The organism is Xanthomonas sp. NCPPB 3582 (assembly GCF_041475735.2).
Classification (GTDB): Bacteria; Pseudomonadota; Gammaproteobacteria; order Xanthomonadales; family Xanthomonadaceae; genus Xanthomonas; species Xanthomonas codiaei.
This window is the reverse complement of sequence record NZ_CM192968.1, coordinates 2,278,299-2,299,010: the sequence shown is the minus strand read 5'-3', so window position 1 is coordinate 2,299,010 and position 20,712 is coordinate 2,278,299. Positions and strand designations below refer to the sequence as shown.

Genomic DNA, 20,712 nt, shown 5'->3' with positions numbered 1-20,712 from the left:
TCTCCTGCACGCGGGAGAAGCAATGTGTCTGACGTTCATACCGCCCTTCCCCCGCTTGCGGGGGAAGGTGCCCGAAGGGCGGATGGGGGCAGTGCAAAGCCCCCTCATCCGGCGCTACGCGCCACCTTCTCCCGCACGCGGGAGAAGCAATCCGCGCGCAGGTGCGAAACATCAAAGCATCCGCACGCCCTGCTCAGCGATTGACCTGCGCGTACAGCGTGGAGCTCATGCCGAACAGCTTGATGAAGCCTTCGGCTTCTTCCACGCCCCAGTCGGCCGACTGCGCATAGGTCGCGCCCTTGGTGTTGAGCAGGTGCGGCGAACGCACCGCCACCGCATCGACGCGGCCACCGCGGGTTTCCAGCACCACTTCGCCATTGACCTTGGACTGCGACGACTTCAGGAACGCCTCGATGTCGGTCTTGAGCGGGTCGTGGTAGAAGCCTTCGTACACCAGCTCCACCCACTTGCGCGCCACGTCCGGCTTGAAGCGGTTCTGCTGCTTGGTCAGCACGGCATCTTCCAGCGCGCGATGCGCGGTGAGCAGCGAGACCAGGCCCGGCGCTTCGAACACGATGCGGCCCTTCAGCCCGATCACGGTGTCACCGGTGTACACACCACGGCCCACCCCGTACTGCGCAAACAGGCTGTTGAGCTTGGCCAGGATCTTCGCACCGGGCAGCGGCTCGCCATCCAGCTCCACCGCCTCGCCTTCGACGAATTTCAGCGTCACCGTCAGTGCTTCGGTCGGCCATGCGCTGCGCGGCGCGCACCAGCCACGTGCACCCTCGCCCGGCGCTTCCCAGCGATCGATCTCGCCGCCGGACATGGTCAAGCCCAGCAGGTTCTCGTTGATGGTGTAGGCCTGCTGCTTGGCGCGCACGCCGAAACCGCGCTCTTCCAGATACTTCTGTTCATAGGCGCGGGTCTGGGTGTGCTCCTTCTGGATTTCGCGGATCGGCGCAACGATCTGGTAGTCGCCCAACGCCTTCACCGCCAGGTCGAAACGCACCTGGTCGTTGCCCATGCCGGTGCAGCCGTGCGCGATGATGCGCGTGCCCAGCTCTTCGGCGCGCTTGAGCGCGGCATCCACGATCAGGTAACGGTCGGACACCAGCAATGGATACTGGCCCTGGTAGCCCTCGCCCGCCCACACGAACGGCTTGACGAAGCCTTCCCAGATCGCCGGGCCACCGTCGACGGTGACATGGCTGGCCGCACCCAGCTCGGCGGCGCGCTTCTCGATGAACTCACGCTCTTCGGCATCCACGCCGCCGGTATCGGCAAACACGGTGTGCACCGCATAACCGCGCTCCTGCAGATACGGAATGCAGAAGCTGGTGTCCAGGCCGCCGGAGAACGCCAGGACGATGTCCTTGGTGCCGGGAGTGGAGATTGGGGATTCGGGATTGGTGGAAGCGGTCTGTTGCGACATGGGGGTCTCTTTGGAAGTTGACTAAGTTAGGTCGGGAGCGGAGTTCGCCGTTGCAAATCCCCAATCCCCAATCACGAATCCCGGCTGCCCTGGCCCACCAGGGCAGCCATGATCGCCTTCTGCACATGCAGGCGATTCTCGGCCTCGTCGATGGCGATGCAGTTGGGCGAATCCATCACCGCGTCGGTGGCCTTGACGTTGCGGCGCAGCGGCAGGCAGTGCGAGAACACGCCGTTATTGGTCAGCGCCATCTTGCGTTCGTCGACGATGAAGTGCTGGTACTGGTCGCGGATCGGCTTTTCCGGCTCCCAGTTGCCGAAGAACGGCAACGCGCCCCAGCTCTTGGCATAGACGACATCGGCACCGGCGTAGGCGCTGTCGATATCGTGGCTCACCTGCAGCGAGCCACCGCTTTCGGCCACGTTCTGCGCCGCCCAGCCCATGTAGCGCTCGTCCAGGATGTAGTCCGGCGTCGGGCACAGCAGGGTCACGTCCATCCCCAAGCGGGTGGCGATGGTCAGCGCGGAATTGGCCACCGCGGTGTTGAGCGGCTTGGGGTGATAGGTCCAGGTCAACACGTACTTCTTGCCGCGCAGATCCTGCGTGCCGAAGTGTTCCTGCAGCGCCAGCGCATGCGCCAGCTCCTGGCACGGGTGGGTGATGGTTTCCATGTTGATCACCGGCACCGGCGAATACCGGGCAAAGCTCTTGAGCACCTGGTCCTCGCGGTCCTTGGACCAGTCGACGAACTTCGGGAACGCGCGCACGCCGATCAGGTCGACATAACGGCCGAGCACGCGCGCCACTTCGGCGATGTGCTCTTCGGTGTCGCCATCCATCACCGTGCCCAGGTTGAACTCGATCGGCCACGCATCCTTGCCCGGCTGCAGCACTACCGCATGCCCGCCCAGCTGGAACGCACCCAGCTCGAAGCTGGTGCGGGTGCGCATGGACGGGTTGAAAAACACCAGCGCGATCGACTTGCCCTTCAGCTCGCTTCCCAGCTTGTTGCGTTTGAACAGTGCGGCCTGGGTCAACAACGCGTCCAGTTCGGCGCGACTCCAGTCCTGGGTGTTCAAGAAGTGCTTCAGTGACATCGATCGATCCTTTGCTGCGTACTTCTGCTGCGTGGTCCGTCGGGAGCGACGGGGTGCGCGACATGCGCGTTTCTTGCGGTTGAAACTTTTGTGACGCCAAAACGAAAAAACCCAGCCTGAAGGCTGGGTTTTCGAAAACAGGCAGCAAAACGCTCCGGTTACCCAGCGAAAATGTGGGATTCCGGTCGGCGGGCACGCGAGGTCATGCCGGACGCCATCCGGGCGGCGCTGGTGTCGTGCTGAAAGGCGTTTGCTTGCATAGGGCGCGAATCCTCGCATGCATGCGGGCAAGGCGCAACCGCTGCGCCACTCACCGCGGCGGGGCGACGATGGCGTCGGGGATATACGGAGTCACCGAGACGCGGACCCGCAGCCGGTTGCCCGGGTCTTCCGGCAGCCGCGAGCGGTACTTGGTGCCCTTGTAGACGTAGTCCACGTCGAAGGCGATCGGCCGGCGGAACTCGCGCGGCACTTCCACCACCTTGCAGTTGCGGCGCGTGCTGGTCGGCGGCACCGCTGCCGGGGCCGGCTCGGGGCGACGCGAGAACATTTCCTTGACCGAATCCACCATGCGGTTGATGCGCCCCTCGTCCTCGGCCGGCGCCACCGCGACCTGGACGGCCTGCTCGGCCTCGCACTGCTCCTCGATCCGGGTGGCGCGCAAGGTCTGGTAGACCGGCTCCACGTTCAATACCTGAGCGTAGTCGAGCTTGACGTTTTCGATCACGACGACCCGGTTCTTGACCTCGGGATCTGCCGCATGTGCCGGCATCACCTGCCAGGCCAGCACGCACAGCACGGAGAACGGGAGAAGTCGCATCAGGAGCAAGGAGGCCAAGCCAGGCAATACGTAAGTGTATGGAGCTTGCCTGGTTCCGGGCTGAACGCAGCCCATCCGGTTGCCGGGCAGGCCCATCGGTTCGCCGCACTGCCGCGACCGGCTAGAATCGCGGGGTTGCCCTTTCCAAGATGCCGATGAGCCTGCGCCTGCACAACAACCTGACGCGGCGGATCGAGCCGTTCGCGCCGCTCGATCCCGCCCGCCCCACCCTGTATGTGTGTGGCCCCACCGTCTACAACTACGCGCATATCGGCAACGCACGCGGCCCGGTGGTGTTCGACGTGCTGGCCGCGCTGTTGCGGCGGCGCTATGGCGCACTGCGCTACGCACGCAACATCACCGACGTGGACGACAAGATCAACGCCGCCGCGCAGGCGCAGGGCGTGTCGATTTCCGCCATCACCGACCGTTTCGCCGCGATCTACCGCCAGGACATGGCCGCGCTCGGTGTGGTGCCGCCGGACATCGAACCGGAGGCCACCGCGCACATCCCGCAGATCGTGGCGATGATCGAGCAGCTGATCGAGAGCGGACATGCCTACGCCGCCGAAGGCCATGTGCTGTTCGCGGTGGCCAGCTTCGATGGCTACGGCAAGCTGTCGCGGCGCGACCCGGACGAGATGCTGGCCGGCGCCCGTGTGGACGTGGCGCCGTACAAGCGCGACCCGGGCGACTTCGTGCTGTGGAAGCCGTCCAGCGACGAGCTGCCGGGCTGGGACTCGCCCTGGGGCCGTGGCCGCCCCGGCTGGCATATCGAATGCTCGGCGATGGCCGCCGCCCACCTGGGCCCCACCATCGACATCCATGCCGGCGGTGTGGACCTGCAGTTTCCGCATCACGAGAACGAGATCGCGCAGAGCGAGTGCGCGCATGGCGGCGCCACCTTCGCGCGGTTCTGGCTGCACAACGGCATGCTCAATTTCAGCGGCGCCAAGATGAGCAAGTCGCTGGGCAACATCGAAACCGTGCACGAGCTGATCGCCAAACATCCGCCAGAGGCGCTGCGGTGCGCCCTGCTGAGCGCGCATTATCGGCAGCCGCTGGATTGGTCGGACGGCTTGATCGAACAAGCCAAGAACACGCTGGACCGGTTGTACGGGACGTTGCGGGATGTGGCCGCGCTGGAGGCCGGCGATGCATCGAGCGGCAGCGCACCGCCGGCGATTCCCGCCGAGGTGGAGGCGGCCCTGGATGACGACCTCAACACGCCGCAGGCCTTGTCGATCATCGCCAGCATCGCTGCAGAAGCGCGTGCGCTGCGTAATCAAGTGGCCCACGGTGCAGACATATCGACGCGGCTTACCGAGCTGCGCGATAGCAAGACCCGATTGCTGGGCGCAGGCCTGGCACTCGGGCTGCTCCAGCAGGACCCGGCCGCCTGGTTCTCGCGCGGCACCGACGCCGGCGACGATGCCCGCATCACCGCCCTGGTCGAAGAGCGCAGCGCAGCGAAGAAAGCCAGGGATTTCGCCCGTGCCGATGCCATCCGCACCCAGCTCGCCGACGAAGGCATCGTGCTGGAAGACACCCCGCAAGGCGTGCGCTGGAAACGCGCCTGACCGTTCCTTCTCCCGTCGGGACATTGTCCCCCTTCATGGGGGAGAAGGTGGCGCGCAGCGCCGGGTGAGGGTGCGGGCGAAGCCACGTGCACCATTCACGAGGCTTCGCTCGTACCCTCACCCCAACCCCTCTCCCGGAGGGAGAGGGGCAATGTCCGACTTCACCACTCTACTCATCTCCTGAAACCGCACTTGCACACCTGCACTTCAAACGCGCATGACCTACCCTTCTCCCGCCGGGACATTGCCCCCCTTCATGGGGGGAGAAGGGGGCGCGCGGCGCCGGATGAGGGTACGAGCGAAGCCACGTGCACCTTTTTCAAGAGATGGACGAAGCCATTCGCATCGAATTCCTGCGAGGCTTTGCTCGTACCCTCACCCCAACCCCTCTCCCGGAGGGAGAGGGGCTCTGACCGAACGCCCTGGATTTTTGCGAACGATTCTGGAACTTTGATGACCAACTCCCCCTTCCCCCTCGAACCCACCGCCACCGAGGCGCAGGCCGCCATTGCCGAGGAGTTCTCCTTCTTCGGAGATTGGTCCGAACGCTACCAGTACCTGATCGATCTGGGGCGCAAGCTGCCCGCCTTTCCGGAACAGTGGAAGACCGAAGAGCATCGCCTGCACGGCTGCCAATCGATGGTGTGGATCGTGCCCGAGGGCAACGCCGAGCGGTTGGACTTCCACGCCGTCAGCGATTCGGCGATCGTGTCTGGCCTGATCTATCTGGCGCTGCGGGTGTATTCCGGGCGTAGCGCGCAGGAAATCCTGGCGACCGAGCCGGACTACATCGCCGGCATCGGCCTGGCCAAGCACCTGTCGCCCACCCGCAGCAACGGCGTGGCCGCGATGCTGGCCTTCATCCGCGACACCGCACGCGCGCAGCAGTGAGCGCGCCCTCACCCTCGCCCGCCGATTCGCTGCGCACGCTGTTCGCACATCCCGGCTTCGGCCTGGTGCTGCTGTATCGCGTCGCAGCCATGCTGTCGTACCAGATCGTCGCGGTCACGGTTGGCTGGCATATCTACGAAATCACCCGCAATCCGCTCTCGCTGGGACTGATCGGGCTGGCGGAGATCCTGCCGTTCTTCTGCATCGCGCCATTTGCCGGCTACCTGGTCGATCACCTGCCGCGTCGTCGCCTGGGAATGGCGGCGGTGCTGGGCCTGGTCAGCACGGCGCTGCTGTTGCTGGCGATCACGCATGGATGGCTGCCGGTGCAGGGCGTGTGGCCGATCTACGCGGCCATCGCGCTGACCGGTGCGGCGCGCTCGTTCCTGTCGCCGGTCTACAACGCCTTGTTCGCACGTGCGCTGCCGCGCGAGGCCTACGCCCGCGGCGCCAGCATCGGCAGCGTCACCTTCCAGGCCGGCATGGTGATCGGCCCGGCACTGGGCGGGGTGCTGGTCGGCTGGGGCGGCAAGGGCCTGGCCTACGGCGTGGCTGCGAGCGTGGCACTGCTGGCGATCATGGCGCTGGCGTTGTTGCACGTGGAAGAACCGGTCAACCACGGCCCGCGTGCGCCGATCTTCCGCAGCATCGCCGAAGGCGCGCAGTTCGTGCTGTCCAACCAGATCATGCTGGGCGCGATGGCACTGGACATGTTCTCGGTGCTGCTGGGCGGTGCGGTGTCGATGCTGCCGGCCTTCATCCACGAGATCCTGCACTACGGACCGGAAGGCCTGGGCATCCTGCGCGGCGCACCGGCGCTGGGGTCGATCTTGGTGGGCGTCTGGCTGGCGCGACACCCGCTGCAACGCAATGCCGGACGGGTGCTGATGCTGTCGGTGGCCGGCTTCGGGCTGTGCACCATCGCCTTCGGGCTGTCGCGCCACTTCTGGCTGTCGGCGGCGATCCTGCTGGTGTACGGCATGTGCGATGGCGTCTCGGTCGTGGTACGGCAGACCATCCTGCAGCTGGCCACGCCGGATGCGATGCGCGGGCGGGTGTCGTCGATCAACGGCATCTTCATCGGCTCGTCCAACGAACTGGGCGCGTTCTACGACGGCGTGATGGCGCGCCTGGTGGGGCTGGTGCCGGCCGTGGTGATCGGCGGCTGCGTCACCCTGGGCGTGGTAGCGACCACCGCCTGGAAGGCGCCGCGCCTGCGCAAGCTGGACCTGCGCGAGCTGCAATAAGCCACGCCGCACCAGCATGACGGCGCGTCGCCGGTGTCGGCCCCAGGGACTCGATGCAAATCGGCTGCACCGGCGATGGCGCGCGTTGCCTGGACGGCAGCGCGCGCTGGGGTTGGAGAAATCGTTCAAGCGCACGCGTTCGTCGAACAGGTAGATGGCCAGGTCGGCCACCGCGGGAAGTGCACGCCGCCCACCGTTAGTCCAGCACCGGCGCTGCCGCCTGCGCCACGCTGCAGGCCAGCGCGCACGCCAGGATCCGCGCTGGCCGCGTGTCCGGCTCCTGCGCGTGCACCGTGCATCGGCGCCGCGTCTTCAGCTACCATCCGCCCCCCCCGGCGGACCCGGCGACCCATAAAAAAAAGCCCCGCACACGGCGGGGCTCTTGGTCGGCCGACGGAACGATCAGTCGCCCTGCTGCTTCTGCAGGTGCTCCCAACGCTCCTGGGCGTCGATGGTGCGTTCGGCGGTCAGGCGCGCTTCCAGGCGATCCAGGCCGATTTCTTCGCCGGTGTCGACGCAGAAACCGTAGTCACCGGCCTCCAGGCGCTTGAGCGTGCTGTCGATCTTGCCGATCAGCTTGCGGTAACGGTCGCGGGTACGCAGTTCCAGCGAATTCTCGGTCTCGCGCGTGGCACGCTCGGCTTCGTCGCCGATATCGCGCACTTCTTCGCGCAGGTTCTCGATAGTCTGCTTGGACTCTTCGACCAGGTCGTTGCGCCAGCTCTGCAGACGCTGGCGGAAGTACTCCTGCTGCAGCGCGCTCATGTACTCCTCGTCCGCCGCAGGCTTGTAGCCCTTGGGCAGGATCGGGCGACCGGTGGCCTCGTCGGTCTTGTAGTCGACCACCTTGTACTTGGTCTTGGCCGCCGGGCTGGCCGGCTTGGAGGTCACGGCCACGGCCACCTTGCCGACCGGACGGGTCGCAGCGGGCTTGGCGGGGGATTCGGTCTTGGTTGGCGTTTTTGCGGAGGATTTCGAAACGGGCACGGGATTCTTAGGTGACGGGGTCGCAGGCTTTGCCGGCTTCGCAGGGACGGCCTTGGGGGCCGGTGCGGGCGCGGGCTTTTCAGCCTTGACCGGGACTGACTTGGCCGGAGCAGGCTTGGCGGCCGGCTTCGGTACGGACTTGGACGCCACCGGCTTGGCGGCCGGCTTGGCGGCAGCTGTAGCTGCCTTGGTCGCCGCCGGCTTGGCAGCGGTCGTCTTGGCGACAGGTTTCACGGGCTTGGTCGCTGCGGGCTTGGCGGCCGGCGCCTTCTTGGCAACGGCCTTGCTCGCAGGTGCCTTCTTGGCAGCGGGCTGCTTGGTGGCCGGCGTGGCCTTCTTGGCGGCCGGTTTTGCAGCAGCGGGCGCCGCTGCCTTCTTCGCAACGGGTTTGGCGGACTTCTTGGCGGCCTGGACGGCCTTTTTTGCAGGTTTTTTAGCAGCCACGAAACGCTCTTCCTTGGTTCCCCCGGGGCCCGGGAAAGCGGGCCTTTATAACGTACCCCGCGGACCCCCGGCAACCACCTATTAATGCAACTGGCATATCATTGGCAAGTGATCTCACGCCTGCTCATTGCGCTGTTGCGCTTCTACAAGCTGTTCATCAGCCCGCTGCTCGGGCCGCGCTGCCGCTTTGCGCCCAGTTGCTCGGAGTACGCCATGACGGCCATCGGCCGCTTCGGCCCGCTGCGCGGATGCTGGCTGGCCGCACGCAGACTCGGCCGCTGCCATCCGTTCCATCCGGGCGGTTTCGATCCGGTGCCCGACGCGCCCACGCCTTCGTCTTCGCCCTCGCCCTCTTCCTGCAGCTGCAAAGGACCTCATCCATGAGCCGAACCCTCATCATCAACGCCCGCCTGGTCAATGAAGGCAAGGAGTTCGACGCCGATCTCCTGATCGAGAGCGGCCGCATCGCCAGGATCGACAGCAAGATCCCTCCTGCTCCGGGCGATACCGTGGTGGACGCGGCCGGGCGCTGGGTGTTGCCGGGCATGATCGACGACCAGGTGCACTTCCGCGAGCCGGGCCTGACCCACAAGGGCGACATCGCCACCGAATCCGGCGCAGCAGTTGCCGGCGGCCTGACCAGCTTCATGGACATGCCCAATACCAACCCGCCGACCCTGGACGCGGCCGCGCTGCAGTCCAAGTACGACGCGGCCGCCGGGCGCGCCTGGGCCAACTACGGCTTCTACATGGGCGCCAGCAACGACAACCTGGCCCACATCCAGTCGCTGGACCCCAAGACCGCGCCGGGCATCAAGGTGTTCATGGGCGCCTCCACCGGCAACATGCTGGTCGACAACCCGCAGACGCTGGACGCGATCTTCCGCGACGCGCCCACCCCGATCATCACCCACTGCGAAGACACCCCGACCATCGACGCGACGATGGAACAGTACAAGCAGAAGTACGGCGACGCGCTGAGTGCGGACATGCACCCGGACATCCGCTCGCGGCAGGCCTGCCTGAAGTCCTCGCAGCTGGCGGTGTCGCTGGCGCGCAAGCACAACACCCGCCTGCATGTGCTGCACATCTCCACCGCCGACGAGCTGGGCTTGTTCGAGGCCGGCCCGCTGGTCGATGCCGACGGCAGGCTGCGCAAGCGCATCACCGCCGAGACCTGCATCCACTTCCTGCGCTTCGATCGCAGCGATTACGCGCGGCTGGGCAACCTGATCAAGTGCAACCCCGCGATCAAGGATGCCGAGGACCGCCTGGCGCTGATCCAGGCGCTGGCCGACGACGTGATCGATGTGCTCGCCACCGATCACGCCCCACACACCTGGGAAGAAAAGCAGAAGCCCTACGCGCAGGCACCCTCCGGCCTGCCGCTGGTGCAATACGCCCTGGTAGCGGCGCTGGAGCTGGTGCACGAAGGCAAGCTGCCGATCACCCGCATCGTGCAGAAGTTCGCGCACGCGCCGGCGCAGCTGTTCGATGTGGAACAGCGCGGCTTCCTGCGCGAAGGCTATTTCGCCGACCTGGTGATGATCGACAACACGCCATTCACCGTGAAGCGCGAGCAGGTGTTGTCCAAGTGCGGCTGGTCGCCGTTCGAGGGCACCACCTTCCGCTCGCGCATCGCCGCGACCTGGGTCAACGGGCAACTGGTCTGGGACGGCGAGCAACTGGTCGGCAGCGCCGCCGGCCAGCGCCTGACCTTCGACCGCTGATGCGCGCAGTCGTGATCGGAGCATGGCTGGCGCTCGCGCCGGCCGTGCCGGGCGTGCCGGGCGTGGCCAGCGCGCAGCTGCAGGCTGCCGACGCTGCCGGCGTGGTGTTCCCGACCAGCGCGTCGCAAGGCGCCATGGTGATCGGCAAGGTGCCGGCCGGCAGCACGGTGCAATACGCCGGCCGCCAGCTGCGGGTCAGCGGCTATGGCAGCGTGGTGTTCGGCATCGGCCGCGATGCCACTGGCCCGTTGCAGGTGCAGGTCACCCTGCCCGACGGCAGCCAGCGCACCGCCAGCATCGCAGTGACGCCGCGCGACTGGCCGACCGAACGCATCAATGGCGTACCGCCCAAGACGGTCAATCCACCAGCGGCGATTGCCGAGCGCATCAAGCGCGAACAGGCGCAGGTGACCGCCGCCCGCGACCGCGACGATGCCCGCCCGGATTTCGCGCAGCCCTTCATATGGCCCGTGCAGGGCCGCATCAGTGGCCGCTTCGGCAATGCGCGGGTGTACAACGGCCAACCTGGCGCCGGCCATTCCGGCATGGACATCGCCGTGCCGACCGGCACGCCGGTCAAGGCACCGGCCGCCGGCGTGGTGACCTTTGCCGCACCGGATCTCTACCTGACCGGCGGCACCGTGCTGCTCGATCACGGCTTCGGCATCAGTTCCAACTTCCTGCATCTATCGCGGATCGACGTCAAGGTCGGCGACCGTGTGGAACAAGGCCAGGTCATCGCTGCAGTGGGCGCGACCGGGCGTGCGACCGGGCCGCATCTGCATTGGGGGATGAACTGGTTCGATGTCCGCATCGACCCATTGCTGGTGATTGAGCGCGGGAAGTAACCGGACAGTAAGTCGCTGCACCGGGGGCAGGCCGAGGGCGCGCAGCGGCGCGGTTGGCAATGCGGCCGCCTGAGCGCGCGGCGGCGCGGTAACACCTCTCCAGTCGTACGACGCTCCCCTTCCCCCGCCTGCGGGGGAAGGTGCCCGAAGGGCGGATGGGGGCGCCTGGGCGTATGAACGGCCGGCGCCGCCGCACGCAGTTCGACATGCCGCAGCCTCGGGCAGACACACCAGCGCATACCTACCCGTCGCGCGAGTGTTCGCCGCCCGGCTTTGGGGTATAACCGAGACGCCATCGATCCTCGCTGGACAGCAGCGATCGCGCAGCCACGATGGCGCGTCCGTCGCACAGGTAGCGCCGCTGCCTGGTCGCCTCCCCGACCGCTGGAGATGAGCCACATGCGCAACGAGCAACTCAAGCCCACCCTCGGCACCTGGCAATTGTGGGGGATTGCGGTCGGGCTGGTGATCTCGGGCGAATACTTCGGCTGGAGCTACGGCTGGGGCACCGCCGGCACGCTGGGCTTCCTGGTCACCACCGTGCTGGTGGCGGTGATGTACACCTGCTTCATCTTCAGTTTCACCGAACTGACCACGGCCATCCCCAATGCCGGCGGACCGTTCGCCTACAGCCTGCGCGCGTTCGGCAGCTACGGCGGCATGCTCGCCGGCCTGGCCACCTTGATCGAATTCGTGTTCGCGCCACCGGCCATCGCGATGGCGATCGGTGCGTACTTGAATGTGCAATACCCCACGCTGGATCCGCGTGTGGCGGCCATCGGCGCGTATCTGGTGTTCATGGGCTTGAACATCGTCGGGGTGGCGATCGCGGCCACCTTCGAGCTGATCGTGACATTGCTGGCCGTGATCGAACTATTGGTCTTCATGGGCGTGGTGGCACCGGGTTTCAGCGTGGCGCGCTTCGCCGCCAATGGCTGGGCCGGCAGCGACGTGTTCGGCCCGGCGGCGGTTTCCGGCATCTTTGCGGCGATTCCGTTCGCGATCTGGTTCTTCCTGGCGATCGAAGGCGCGGCGATGGCCGCCGAGGAAGCCAAGGACCCCAGGCGCACCATCCCGCGTGCCTACATCGCCGGCATTCTCACCCTGGTGGTGCTGGCGCTGGGGGTGATGGTGTTTGCCGGCGGCGTGGGCGACTGGCGCCAGCTGTCCAACATCAACGACCCGCTGCCGCAGGCGATGAAGGCGGTGGTCGGCAATAGTTCGACCTGGCTGCACATGCTGGTATGGATCGGTCTGTTCGGGCTGGTGGCCAGTTTCCACGGCATCATCCTGGGCTATTCGCGGCAATTCTTCGCACTGGCCCGCGCCGGCTTCCTGCCGCACGGGCTGGCCACGCTGTCGCGCTTCCGTACCCCGCACCGGGCGATCCTGGCCGGCGGCGTCATCGGCATCGCCGCGATCTGCAGCGATGGCGTGGTCGAGATCCAGGGCATGACGCTGACCGCGGCAATGATCACCATGTCGGTATTCGGTGCCATCGTGATGTATGTGATGAGCATGCTCAGCCTGTTCAAGCTGCGACGCAGCGAACCGCAGCTGGATCGCAGCTTTCGCGCGCCCGGTTATCCGCTGGTGCCGGCGATCGCCTTGCTGCTGGCGCTGGTGTGCCTGGTGGCCATGGTGTGGTTCAACCCGATCGTGGCGCTGATCTTCGTTGGCCTGCTGCTGCTTGGCGCGGTGTGCTGCGTGCTGAGCCTGCGCAGCCAGGTCTCCACGGCGGCGAGCAGCGGATGAGCGGCTTTGCGTTCACCGCAGGCGGCGAGCAGTTCCGGTTTGCCGACCTCAAGACCCTGCTGGCCAAGGCTACACCGGCGCGCTCGGGCGACCAGCTGGCCGGGCTGGCGGCCGACTCCGGGCTGCAGCGCGTTGCGGCGCAGATGGCGCTGGCCGATCTGCCGCTGCGGCACTTTCTCGACGAAGCCGTGGTGCCTTATGAATCGGACGAAGTCACCCGGCTGATCATCGACCAGCACGATGCGACCGCGTTTGCTGCTGTCGCGCATCTCACCGTGGGCGGCTTCCGAGACTGGTTGTTGAGCGCCCAGGCCGACGAAGCCGCGCTGACGGCGCTGGCGCCCGGGCTGACGCCGGAGATGGTGGCCGCGGTATCCAAGCTGATGCGGGTGCAGGACCTGATCCTGGTGGCGCAGAAAACCCGCGTGGTCACCGCCTTTCGCAATACGCTGGGACTGCGTGGGCGGCTGTCCACCCGCCTGCAGCCCAACCACCCCACCGACGATGCCACCGGCATCGCCGCCAGCGTGCTGGATGGCCTGTTGTACGGCAACGGCGATGCAGTGATCGGCATCAACCCGGCCAGCGACAGCCTGGCAGCCACCAGCGCCCTGCTGCGCATGCTCGATGCGGTGATCACCGGCTACCGGATCCCCACCCAGTCCTGCGTGCTGGCGCACATCACCACCACCATCGAGGCGATCGGCCGCGGTGTGCCGGTAGACCTGGTGTTCCAGTCCATCGCCGGCACCGAAGCGGCCAATGCCAGTTTCGGCATCAATCTGGCGCTGCTGCGCGAAGGGCACGAGGCGGGCCTGTCGCTGCGCCGCGGCAGCGTGGGCGAGAACGTGATGTATTTCGAAACCGGCCAGGGCAGCGCGCTGTCGGCCAACGCGCATCACGGCGTGGATCAACAGACCTGCGAAGTGCGCGCCTATGCGGTGGCACGGCAGTTCAAGCCGCTGCTGGTCAACACCGTGGTGGGCTTCATCGGCCCGGAATATCTCTACGACGGCAAGCAGATCATCCGTGCCGGGCTGGAAGACCACTTCTGCGGCAAGCTGCTCGGCGTGCCGATGGGTTGCGACATCTGCTACACCAACCATGCCGAGGCCGACCAGGACGACATGGATACCTTGCTTACCCTGCTCGGCACCGCCGGCATCAATTTCATCATGGGCATTCCCGGCTCGGACGATGTGATGCTCAACTACCAGACCACGTCGTTTCACGACGCGCTGTACGCGCGGCAGGCGCTTGGCCTGCGTGCGGCGCCGGAATTCGAGCAATGGCTGGAACAACACGGCATCCTGCGCCTGCAGGACGATGGCCGTTTTGCACTCGGCAGCGATGTGCCTGCGGCGTTTCGCCGTGCGTTGGCGCAACTGCCAGCGGGGAAAGCGCAATGAACACTGCGGCGACGCCTCCACGCGATGCCTGGGCGCAGCTGCGGCAGCTGACGCCGGCGCGTATCGCACTCGGCCGCGTGGGCACCAGCCTGCCCACCGTGGCGCATCTGGACTTCCAGCTGGCGCATGCGCAGGCACGCGACGCAGTGCATCTGGCATTCGACGCCGCGCCGCTGCAGGCCGCACTGAAACAGCGCCGGCGCAGCAGCCTGCTGGTGCACAGTGCCGCACCGGATCGGCACACCTACCTGCAGCGCCCGGACCTGGGCCGCCGCCTGTCCGATGAGGCCGCCACGCAGCTGCGCGGCCTTGCCGCTCTGCAAGGCAATGCACAGGACCTCGCGGTGGTGGTGGCCGATGGGCTGTCCGCTCTGGCGGTGCATCGGCATGCTGCGCCGATGCTCGAACGGATCGATGCGCTGGCCGCGCACGAAGGCTGGTCGCTGGCACCGGTGGCGCTGGTCGCCCAAGGGCGCGTGGCGATCGGCGACGAAGTGGGCGAGCTGCTGGCCGCCCGTGCGGTGATCGTCCTGATCGGCGAGCGACCCGGGCTGAGCTCGCCCGACAGCCTTGGCCTGTATCTGACCTACGCTCCGCGGGTCGGGCTGACCGATGCGGCGCGCAACTGCATCTCCAATATCCGCACCGAAGGTTTGAGCTATGCGGAAGCGGCGCACAAGCTCGCCTACCTGCTGCGCGAAGCGTTTCGACGCCGCCTGTCTGGTGTGCAACTCAAGGACGAGGCCGAGCAAACGGGCTTGCCATCAGGTGGTGCGAGCGCCGAGGCGCCGCGTAATTTCTTGTTGCCCACCAGTTGATCTGCGTGGGTGCAGCACGCCAACCGGGCCGTCTTGCATCTGGATTTCGCGGCGACGAGATGCGCAACAACCTCAAATCCCGCCGCTTCCAGAATTGGTGCGATTGGACTTGCGAAAGCGCCATCGCCGGCCAGGCATGATTTTTCTGTCTGGCGAACGGTAAGCGCAGGTGCGAATCGTATTCCTGCGGCGACCGCAGCCATCCAACCGCGCAGCAACCAGGATCAGTTCAGTGCACCGTCGCGCGGATTGCTGGCCGCATAGGTGCTGGTACGCAACTCGTTGTCGTGCGGATGACGCAAGGCGTGACGCACTTGTTCCGGAAGCTTTTCCACATCCAGCAGCACCTTGCCCGAATGCACATCGCGCACCACCGATGCGGGCACTACGAAATCGCCGCCGTTCTCGATATTGATGACCAGCTCGGCGCCATCGTTACGGATGTCGCGTACCGCGCCAACCCCGACCTCGCCATCGCGCAGGAAGACCATCTGGCCGATTTCGATCTTTTGCATGCTGCTTCTCCTGATGGCACGCCCGCACGTGCGGTGCCTGGCAAGCCACGATGATTGCGCCGCGGCGTGTTCGGTCGCGGTGAAGCGCGCCATGGCGGCACGCGCGCAGGCGAACGCTGGCAAGCGCAGGCGAACCGGCATGGTCGCGCCTGCGTGCCCATCCCCTCAACGCAGCGGAACGTCCGCCACCTTGTCCTGATAGTCCTTCTTGGGGTCGATACCGAGCAGCACCTTGACACCGGCCAGCAGGCTGGACCCGTTGAGCCAGATCTGCGCGTGGTCCGGATCCAGACGCAGCAGCGCCAGCTTGGGATCGTCCTTGCCGCCTTCGTACCAGGCAGCCACATACGGATTCCAAAGGCGATCGATCACCGCACGGTCGGTGTCCTCGCGCAACGAACCACTGATGCTGGCGAACAGATCATGGCCCTTGCTGCTGAAAGCGCCGATCACCCGCCGCCCCTGGCCCAGCATCGCAATCAATGCATTGTCCTTGGAGGTGAAAAACCAGATCGGGCCGCCGCTGTCGCCTTCGATCTGCGCGGTCATCGGACGTGCATGACCGTCTTCCACACCATCCAGGCCCAGCATCACGGTGCGGTCGGACTTCAGGGCTTTCCAGAATTTATCCTGCAGCTCTTTTGGATCGGTCATTTGCATTCCTGACATGCGCGTCTTACGCGGGTGATTGAGTCTGGAAGGCCGCGTGCCCACGGCATGTGATGACCCGCGTTGCACCGCCGCACCGGTGCGCATGCAGCACGCCATACGGTGGTACGTTGCGACCTGGTCCGAACGCAAAGCGTGACCACCCAGCAATTCCTGCACATTGCTCGCCCACATGCGCGCCGGCAAGCGATCCCGGCAGTAGCATCGCCCTGCCGCGCAGATGGCGACGTGTCTTGAGCGTGAGTCCAACAATGGACTGGCAACACATCGCGCCATGTCCAGTGGCTCACACAGTGGCCGGCATTCGCTGGCAACCTTTATGCACGCGTCCCTTTCCAGGAGAGCGCCACACCATGTCCGTCTCGCACTTTCGTACGACCTGCATTGCCGCTGCACTGTTGACGCTGGCCAGCGTCGATGCGGCAGCACTCACCGGCACCGCCACGCGCCCCCAACTCACCAGCAGCGAAGCGAGCACCTATACGATCACCAAAGCGCTGGCCAAGGCCGGCCCGATCAATGCCCTGGTCACAGACAACTGGAATCCCACCGCGGGCGTTGCCCTGCTCAGTGCGGACTATGCCGTGGCAGCGGATGGCTCGACGCGTTACCGCAGCCTGCAGTCGGCCATCGATGCGGCAGTGGCGGCAGGTGGCAGCACGCGTCGCTACATCAGCCTCAAGGCAGGCACATATACCGAGCTGGTGTGCGTGCCTGCCAATGCGCCGCCATTGACGGTGTTCGGGCTCGGCGCATCCGCTGGCGATACCGTCATCCGCTTCAATAACGCCAATCCCACGCCCAAGCCGGCCGGCACGGCCAGCCATGCCTGCGCCAGCAATGCATCGGCCACCACCGTCGGCACCTCCAACAGCGCCACCGTGACGGTACGCGCCGCCGACTTCCAGGCACGCCATCTGCGCATCGACAACAATTATGTCGAAGGTACCTACACCGACAACAACCAGTCGGCAGTGGCGCTGGCGGTGCGCGGCGACAAGGCCAGTTTCGAAGACGTGATGATCACCGGCAACCAGGACACCTTGCTGATCAGCGCGACCAACGCGGCCAACGTGAATCGTGCGTATTTCAAGAACAGCACGATCGATGGCGATGTGGACTTCATCTTCGGCTCGGGGATCGGCGTGTTCGACACCGCCACCATCCGCTCCATCGGTGCGCGCCTGGGCAGCAGCCGTGGCGGCTACATCTTTGCGCCCAGCACGCGGCCAGGCAGTACGTATGGCTTCCTGGCGATCAACAGCAGCTTTGTCGCCGTTTCCGGCTCACCCGACAACCAGACCTACCTGGGGCGTGCCTGGGATGAAGGCGTCAGCAGCCTGAGCGCCTACGTCAACGGCACATCGCCCAATGGCCAGGTCACCGTGCGCGACTCCACCCTGGGCGGTCACATCCGCAAGGCTGCGCCGTGGAACGCCTCCACTGCAAACCGACCGTTCTGCAGCAGCGGTTGCAGCAATTCGCCCAACCGCTTCTACGAGTACAGCAACAGCGGAGCCGGCGCCGCCAACTGACTGGCGGCGAGCCACTGCTCGTATCCCGGCGCGCCGGTCACCGCACCCTTGGACCGCACATGGCGCCTGTCTGGCACTCGCGTGATGCGACGTGCCAACAGGCGCTTTCAACAGGCATCGCCTGACGCCGAGACGCCAACCTATCGCGGTGAGACAAACGCTTCCTTCGGACGCGCGGTGCCGGTTTCGCTCCGCTGTCATCGACAAGCGCACTCAGGCGGCACGCTGGCGCCTCCGCGTGGCCGATCACGCGACACCATCGACATCAACGCTGCGGGCATTGCGTGAACCAGGCCATGGTCACCCATTGTCATGCACCGGCTCGATGCCGTGTAGCGATCGGACACCGCCGTTCTTTCCGTCGGAGCACTCCCATGCAGCCAACACCTACGTTCCCCACCCTGGCGCTGCTGTCCTTGGCGCTGTTCGGCCTGACAAGTTTTCAGGCATCGGCCAATGGACCATCAGCGCAGGACATGCCGGATACCGCACACAGCATCTCGACCCGGTGGGGCGTGGTGCAGCAACCCAGGTTGCCCCGACAGGTCTGCGCCACGCTCAAGGCGGCCCTGGTCCCGGTCGCCGGCTCGCTCGATGCGCTGGATCAGGACCCCAGCCAATCCAGGCGCGATACGGCGCGCCTGCAGGCAGCCATCGACGATTGCCCGGCCGGCAGTGCGGTGCATCTGGTTCCCGGCGATGCCGGGCAATCCGGCCTGTTGAGCGGCCCGCTCACCCTCAGGAGCGGCGTGACGCTGTGGCTCGACCGCAATGTCACCTTGTTCGCGTCACGCAATCCGCAGGACTACGACAACGGCCTGGGCACCTGCGGCACCGCCAGCAGCGACAAGGCCAAGTCGTGCAATCCGCTGATCCACATCACCGGCGCGGCCGGCAGCGGCATCGTCGGCGCAGGCAAGATCGACGGCCGCGGCGGCAGCACGCTCATCGCCGGGCCCAATGCCGGCACCGCCAGTTGGTGGGACCTGGCCTATCTCAATGTCAGCAAGGGGCTGACCCAGCATGTGCCGCGTCTGATCCAGATCGACGACAGCAGCGATGTCACGCTGTACGACATCACCCTGGAGAACTCACCCAACTTCCATGTCGTCAGTGACAACGTGGCCGGCCTGACCGCATGGGGCATCAAGATCCTGGCGCCCAGCCTGGTCTATACGCGCCCCGGCTACCGCTGCCCGGCCGGCAGCACGCCGGAGGACAATCCGCATGCGACCTGCTTCACGCCGGAAACCGCAAAGAACACCGACGGCTTCGACCCGGGCCAATCGCAGAACGTGCTGCTGGCGTACTCCTACATCGGTACCGGCGACGATTGCGTGGCGATCAAGGCGCATGCGAAGGGCACACGCAGCATCGCCTCGGAAAACATGCTGTTCGCCTACAACCAGTGCTACTACACCCACGGCTTCTCGCTGGGCAGCGAAACCGATTCGGGCATGCGCCACATCGCCGTGCGTGGGCTGAGCATCGACGGCTTCAATGCCAACGATGTCGTGCGCGATCCGTACTCGGGCAATGGCCTGCGCATCAAGTCCGATGCCTCGCGCGGCGGCCTGGTGGAGGACATCAGCTTCGAGAACGTGTGCATGCGTGGCGTTGCCCGTCCGCTGGTGTTCGATGCGAACTATGCCAACCCGGCCACGCGCGACAAGATCCCGCAGTTCACCGGCATTTCGCTCAGCAACGTGCATTCGCTGGGCTCGACGCGCTTTGGCGGCGGTGAACTGAGTTTCTACGGGTATCGCGACACCAGCGGCAGCCGGCCCATCTCCATCAGCCTGGAAAACGTGGTGCTGGGCGGCGGCAAGATCACCTTCGCACAGCCGCATTTCGGCGGGCCGGCCAGCAATCCCGGGGCAACGCACTTCACCTTCAACGGTGGGCCGGTAAGTTTCTACGATCAGCTGACGCCATCGGCGCCCAACGACGTGCAGTTGCAGGGGACGCCCGGGCCAGGCACCCCACTGCAATGCAACGACGCCTTCATTGCCTTGCATTCGGTGCTGCCGGATTCGCCGATTTAAGCGGCATGCGCCGAGCATCGACGAACGAGGCCACACAGGTACTTGCTGCGGCCGGCCGGTCGCAGCAAGGAGTCTGTTCCGAGTGAAAACCTGCAGGCTGTGCAGCGATCACGCTTGGTCGGCCGGCAGCACTAGCTCACCCACTTGCACGATCACCCCAGGCGGTACGACGCCAGCTCCGCTCGCACTCAGTCCGCACCGCTGGCAGCCCGCCAGCTATGCCACAACTGCTGCACCGGCGGCGGATAGGCCGGCTTGCCGGCCAGCTCGCGCTGCAGGCGCACGCGTGCCAGCCGTGACCACACCCGGTGCGGGCGGGCCAATGCCGGCTTGCGTGGCCAGGCCCGCAACAACTGCGCGCGCCAGTCGCCGGTACCGACGCCGCCGGGTGCAGCGCTCTCACCGGCCACGCGTTGGCGTGCATCCAGCCACTGCACGGCCACGGCGCTGGCATCGCCAGGCTGCGCACGTGCAAACAGCACCGCTTCGGCGGCGACCACGGCCTCGGCGAAGCCACGCAATTGCTCCAGTGCCTGCGCAAGCGATGCGGGCTGCACGCGTGCGGCCTGCATCGCCGGCAAGCTGTCGGCCAACGGCGCCCACGGCGCACGCACCGGCTCCAGCACGCGTCCCAGCGGATGCCGCGAGCGTTGCTCGGACCAGTCGCGCAGTTCCTGTTGCCACCACGCCAGCTTGGCATCGGCCGGCAGCGGGTCGCCGGCGATGTTCATGATGTCTTCCCATTCCTGCAGCAAGGCGAACCAGGCAGCAGTCACGCGTCGCTGCGGTTCGGGAATGAAGGGTTCGGCAACCGACCATTCCGGCCAGCGGGTTCGCCACTTGTCGAGAAAACTGTCGAGGGCGCTGGATTGGCTCATGGCGGGTCC

Annotated in this window: 18 protein-coding genes; 11 read left to right on the top strand and 7 right to left on the bottom strand. The window is 66.1% G+C overall.

Features of this window, described 5'->3' with window-relative positions; genetic code table 11:
• Nucleotides 1–193 precede the first annotated feature (193 nt).
• The 3 genes from ACCQ05_RS09730 to ACCQ05_RS09720 all read right to left on the bottom strand — a co-directional run bounded on the left by ACCQ05_RS09730 (nucleotide 194) and on the right by ACCQ05_RS09720 (nucleotide 3,352).
• On the bottom strand, nucleotides 194–1,435 hold the full coding sequence (locus ACCQ05_RS09730; protein ID WP_372393639.1) for an argininosuccinate synthase: 1,242 nt from the start codon (nucleotides 1,433–1,435) through the stop codon (nucleotides 194–196).
• A 71-nt stretch (nucleotides 1,436–1,506) separates the two neighbouring features.
• The gene (locus tag ACCQ05_RS09725) at nucleotides 1,507–2,532 is read right to left on the bottom strand and encodes an N-acetylornithine carbamoyltransferase (RefSeq protein WP_104540256.1); all 1,026 of its coding nucleotides are present in this window, start codon (nucleotides 2,530–2,532) and stop codon (nucleotides 1,507–1,509) included.
• A gap of 310 nt (nucleotides 2,533–2,842) precedes the next feature.
• On the bottom strand, nucleotides 2,843–3,352 hold the full coding sequence (locus tag ACCQ05_RS09720; protein ID WP_372393638.1) for a hypothetical protein: 510 nt from the start codon (nucleotides 3,350–3,352) through the stop codon (nucleotides 2,843–2,845).
• Between the two features lie 155 nt (nucleotides 3,353–3,507).
• On the opposite strand from ACCQ05_RS09720, the gene cysS reads away from it, so the two are divergent.
• The 3 genes from cysS (at nucleotide 3,508) to ACCQ05_RS09705 (ending at nucleotide 7,070) form a co-directional block, all read left to right on the top strand.
• The gene (gene cysS, locus ACCQ05_RS09715) at nucleotides 3,508–4,932 is read left to right on the top strand and encodes a cysteine--tRNA ligase (RefSeq protein ID WP_372393637.1); all 1,425 of its coding nucleotides are present in this window, start codon (nucleotides 3,508–3,510) and stop codon (nucleotides 4,930–4,932) included.
• A 453-nt stretch (nucleotides 4,933–5,385) separates the two neighbouring features.
• The gene (locus tag ACCQ05_RS09710) at nucleotides 5,386–5,823 is read left to right on the top strand and encodes a SufE family protein (protein WP_372393636.1); all 438 of its coding nucleotides are present in this window, start codon (nucleotides 5,386–5,388) and stop codon (nucleotides 5,821–5,823) included.
• Complete coding sequence (locus ACCQ05_RS09705; RefSeq protein ID WP_372393635.1) at nucleotides 5,820–7,070, top strand: MFS transporter; 1,251 nt, start codon at nucleotides 5,820–5,822, stop codon at nucleotides 7,068–7,070. The genes ACCQ05_RS09710 and ACCQ05_RS09705 overlap by 4 nt, the downstream gene beginning before the upstream one ends.
• Before the next feature lie 402 nt (nucleotides 7,071–7,472).
• On the opposite strand, the gene dksA is transcribed toward ACCQ05_RS09705, so the two are convergent.
• Nucleotides 7,473–8,501 carry an RNA polymerase-binding protein DksA gene (dksA, locus tag ACCQ05_RS09700; RefSeq protein WP_372393633.1) on the bottom strand — a complete coding sequence of 343 codons (1,029 nt, stop codon included), beginning with the start codon at nucleotides 8,499–8,501 and terminating at the stop codon, nucleotides 7,473–7,475.
• 84 nt (nucleotides 8,502–8,585) lie between these two features.
• On the opposite strand from dksA, the gene yidD reads away from it, so the two are divergent.
• The 6 genes from yidD to eutC all read left to right on the top strand — a co-directional run bounded on the left by yidD (nucleotide 8,586) and on the right by eutC (nucleotide 15,061).
• Nucleotides 8,586–8,885, top strand: a complete 300-nt coding sequence (yidD, locus tag ACCQ05_RS09695; protein ID WP_372393632.1) for a membrane protein insertion efficiency factor YidD — start codon at nucleotides 8,586–8,588, stop codon at nucleotides 8,883–8,885.
• Complete coding sequence (locus ACCQ05_RS09690; RefSeq protein ID WP_372393631.1) at nucleotides 8,882–10,231, top strand: dihydroorotase; 1,350 nt, start codon at nucleotides 8,882–8,884, stop codon at nucleotides 10,229–10,231. Before yidD ends, ACCQ05_RS09690 begins: the two co-directional genes overlap by 4 nt.
• Entirely contained in the window at nucleotides 10,231–11,079 is an 849-nt protein-coding gene (locus ACCQ05_RS09685) for a M23 family metallopeptidase (RefSeq protein WP_372393630.1), read from the top strand. The genes ACCQ05_RS09690 and ACCQ05_RS09685 overlap by 1 nt, the downstream gene beginning before the upstream one ends.
• 390 nt (nucleotides 11,080–11,469) lie before the next feature.
• Nucleotides 11,470–12,834: an ethanolamine permease gene (eat, locus tag ACCQ05_RS09680; RefSeq protein WP_372393629.1), complete on the top strand. Its 1,365-nt coding sequence runs from the start codon at nucleotides 11,470–11,472 to the stop codon at nucleotides 12,832–12,834.
• Nucleotides 12,831–14,243, top strand: coding sequence for an ethanolamine ammonia-lyase subunit EutB (locus ACCQ05_RS09675; protein WP_372393628.1), 1,413 nt, complete (start codon nucleotides 12,831–12,833; stop codon nucleotides 14,241–14,243). The genes eat and ACCQ05_RS09675 overlap by 4 nt, the downstream gene beginning before the upstream one ends.
• Nucleotides 14,240–15,061 (top strand): ethanolamine ammonia-lyase subunit EutC, encoded by an 822-nt coding sequence (eutC, locus tag ACCQ05_RS09670; RefSeq protein WP_372393627.1) that lies wholly within the window; start codon nucleotides 14,240–14,242, stop codon nucleotides 15,059–15,061. The genes ACCQ05_RS09675 and eutC overlap by 4 nt, the downstream gene beginning before the upstream one ends.
• A gap of 224 nt (nucleotides 15,062–15,285) precedes the next feature.
• Here eutC and ACCQ05_RS09665 read toward each other — a convergent pair whose 3' ends face one another.
• Nucleotides 15,286–15,576, bottom strand: coding sequence for a hypothetical protein (locus tag ACCQ05_RS09665; RefSeq protein WP_104540363.1), 291 nt, complete (start codon nucleotides 15,574–15,576; stop codon nucleotides 15,286–15,288).
• A 165-nt stretch (nucleotides 15,577–15,741) separates the two neighbouring features.
• Entirely contained in the window at nucleotides 15,742–16,245 is a 504-nt protein-coding gene (locus tag ACCQ05_RS09660) for a pyridoxamine 5'-phosphate oxidase family protein (protein ID WP_372393626.1), read from the bottom strand.
• A gap of 395 nt (nucleotides 16,246–16,640) precedes the next feature.
• Here ACCQ05_RS09660 and ACCQ05_RS09655 point away from each other — a divergent pair, with 395 nt between their 5' ends.
• Together ACCQ05_RS09655 and ACCQ05_RS09650 are read left to right on the top strand one after the other, a co-directional pair.
• Complete coding sequence (locus ACCQ05_RS09655) at nucleotides 16,641–17,780, top strand: putative acyl-CoA thioester hydrolase (protein WP_372394016.1); 1,140 nt, start codon at nucleotides 16,641–16,643, stop codon at nucleotides 17,778–17,780.
• A 374-nt stretch (nucleotides 17,781–18,154) separates the two neighbouring features.
• Nucleotides 18,155–19,825, top strand: coding sequence for a glycoside hydrolase family 28 protein (locus tag ACCQ05_RS09650; RefSeq protein WP_228964540.1), 1,671 nt, complete (start codon nucleotides 18,155–18,157; stop codon nucleotides 19,823–19,825).
• 188 nt (nucleotides 19,826–20,013) lie between these two features.
• Here ACCQ05_RS09650 and ACCQ05_RS09645 read toward each other — a convergent pair whose 3' ends face one another.
• Entirely contained in the window at nucleotides 20,014–20,703 is a 690-nt protein-coding gene (locus tag ACCQ05_RS09645) for an isoprenoid biosynthesis enzyme family protein (RefSeq protein ID WP_104540268.1), read from the bottom strand.
• Nucleotides 20,704–20,712 lie beyond the last annotated feature (9 nt).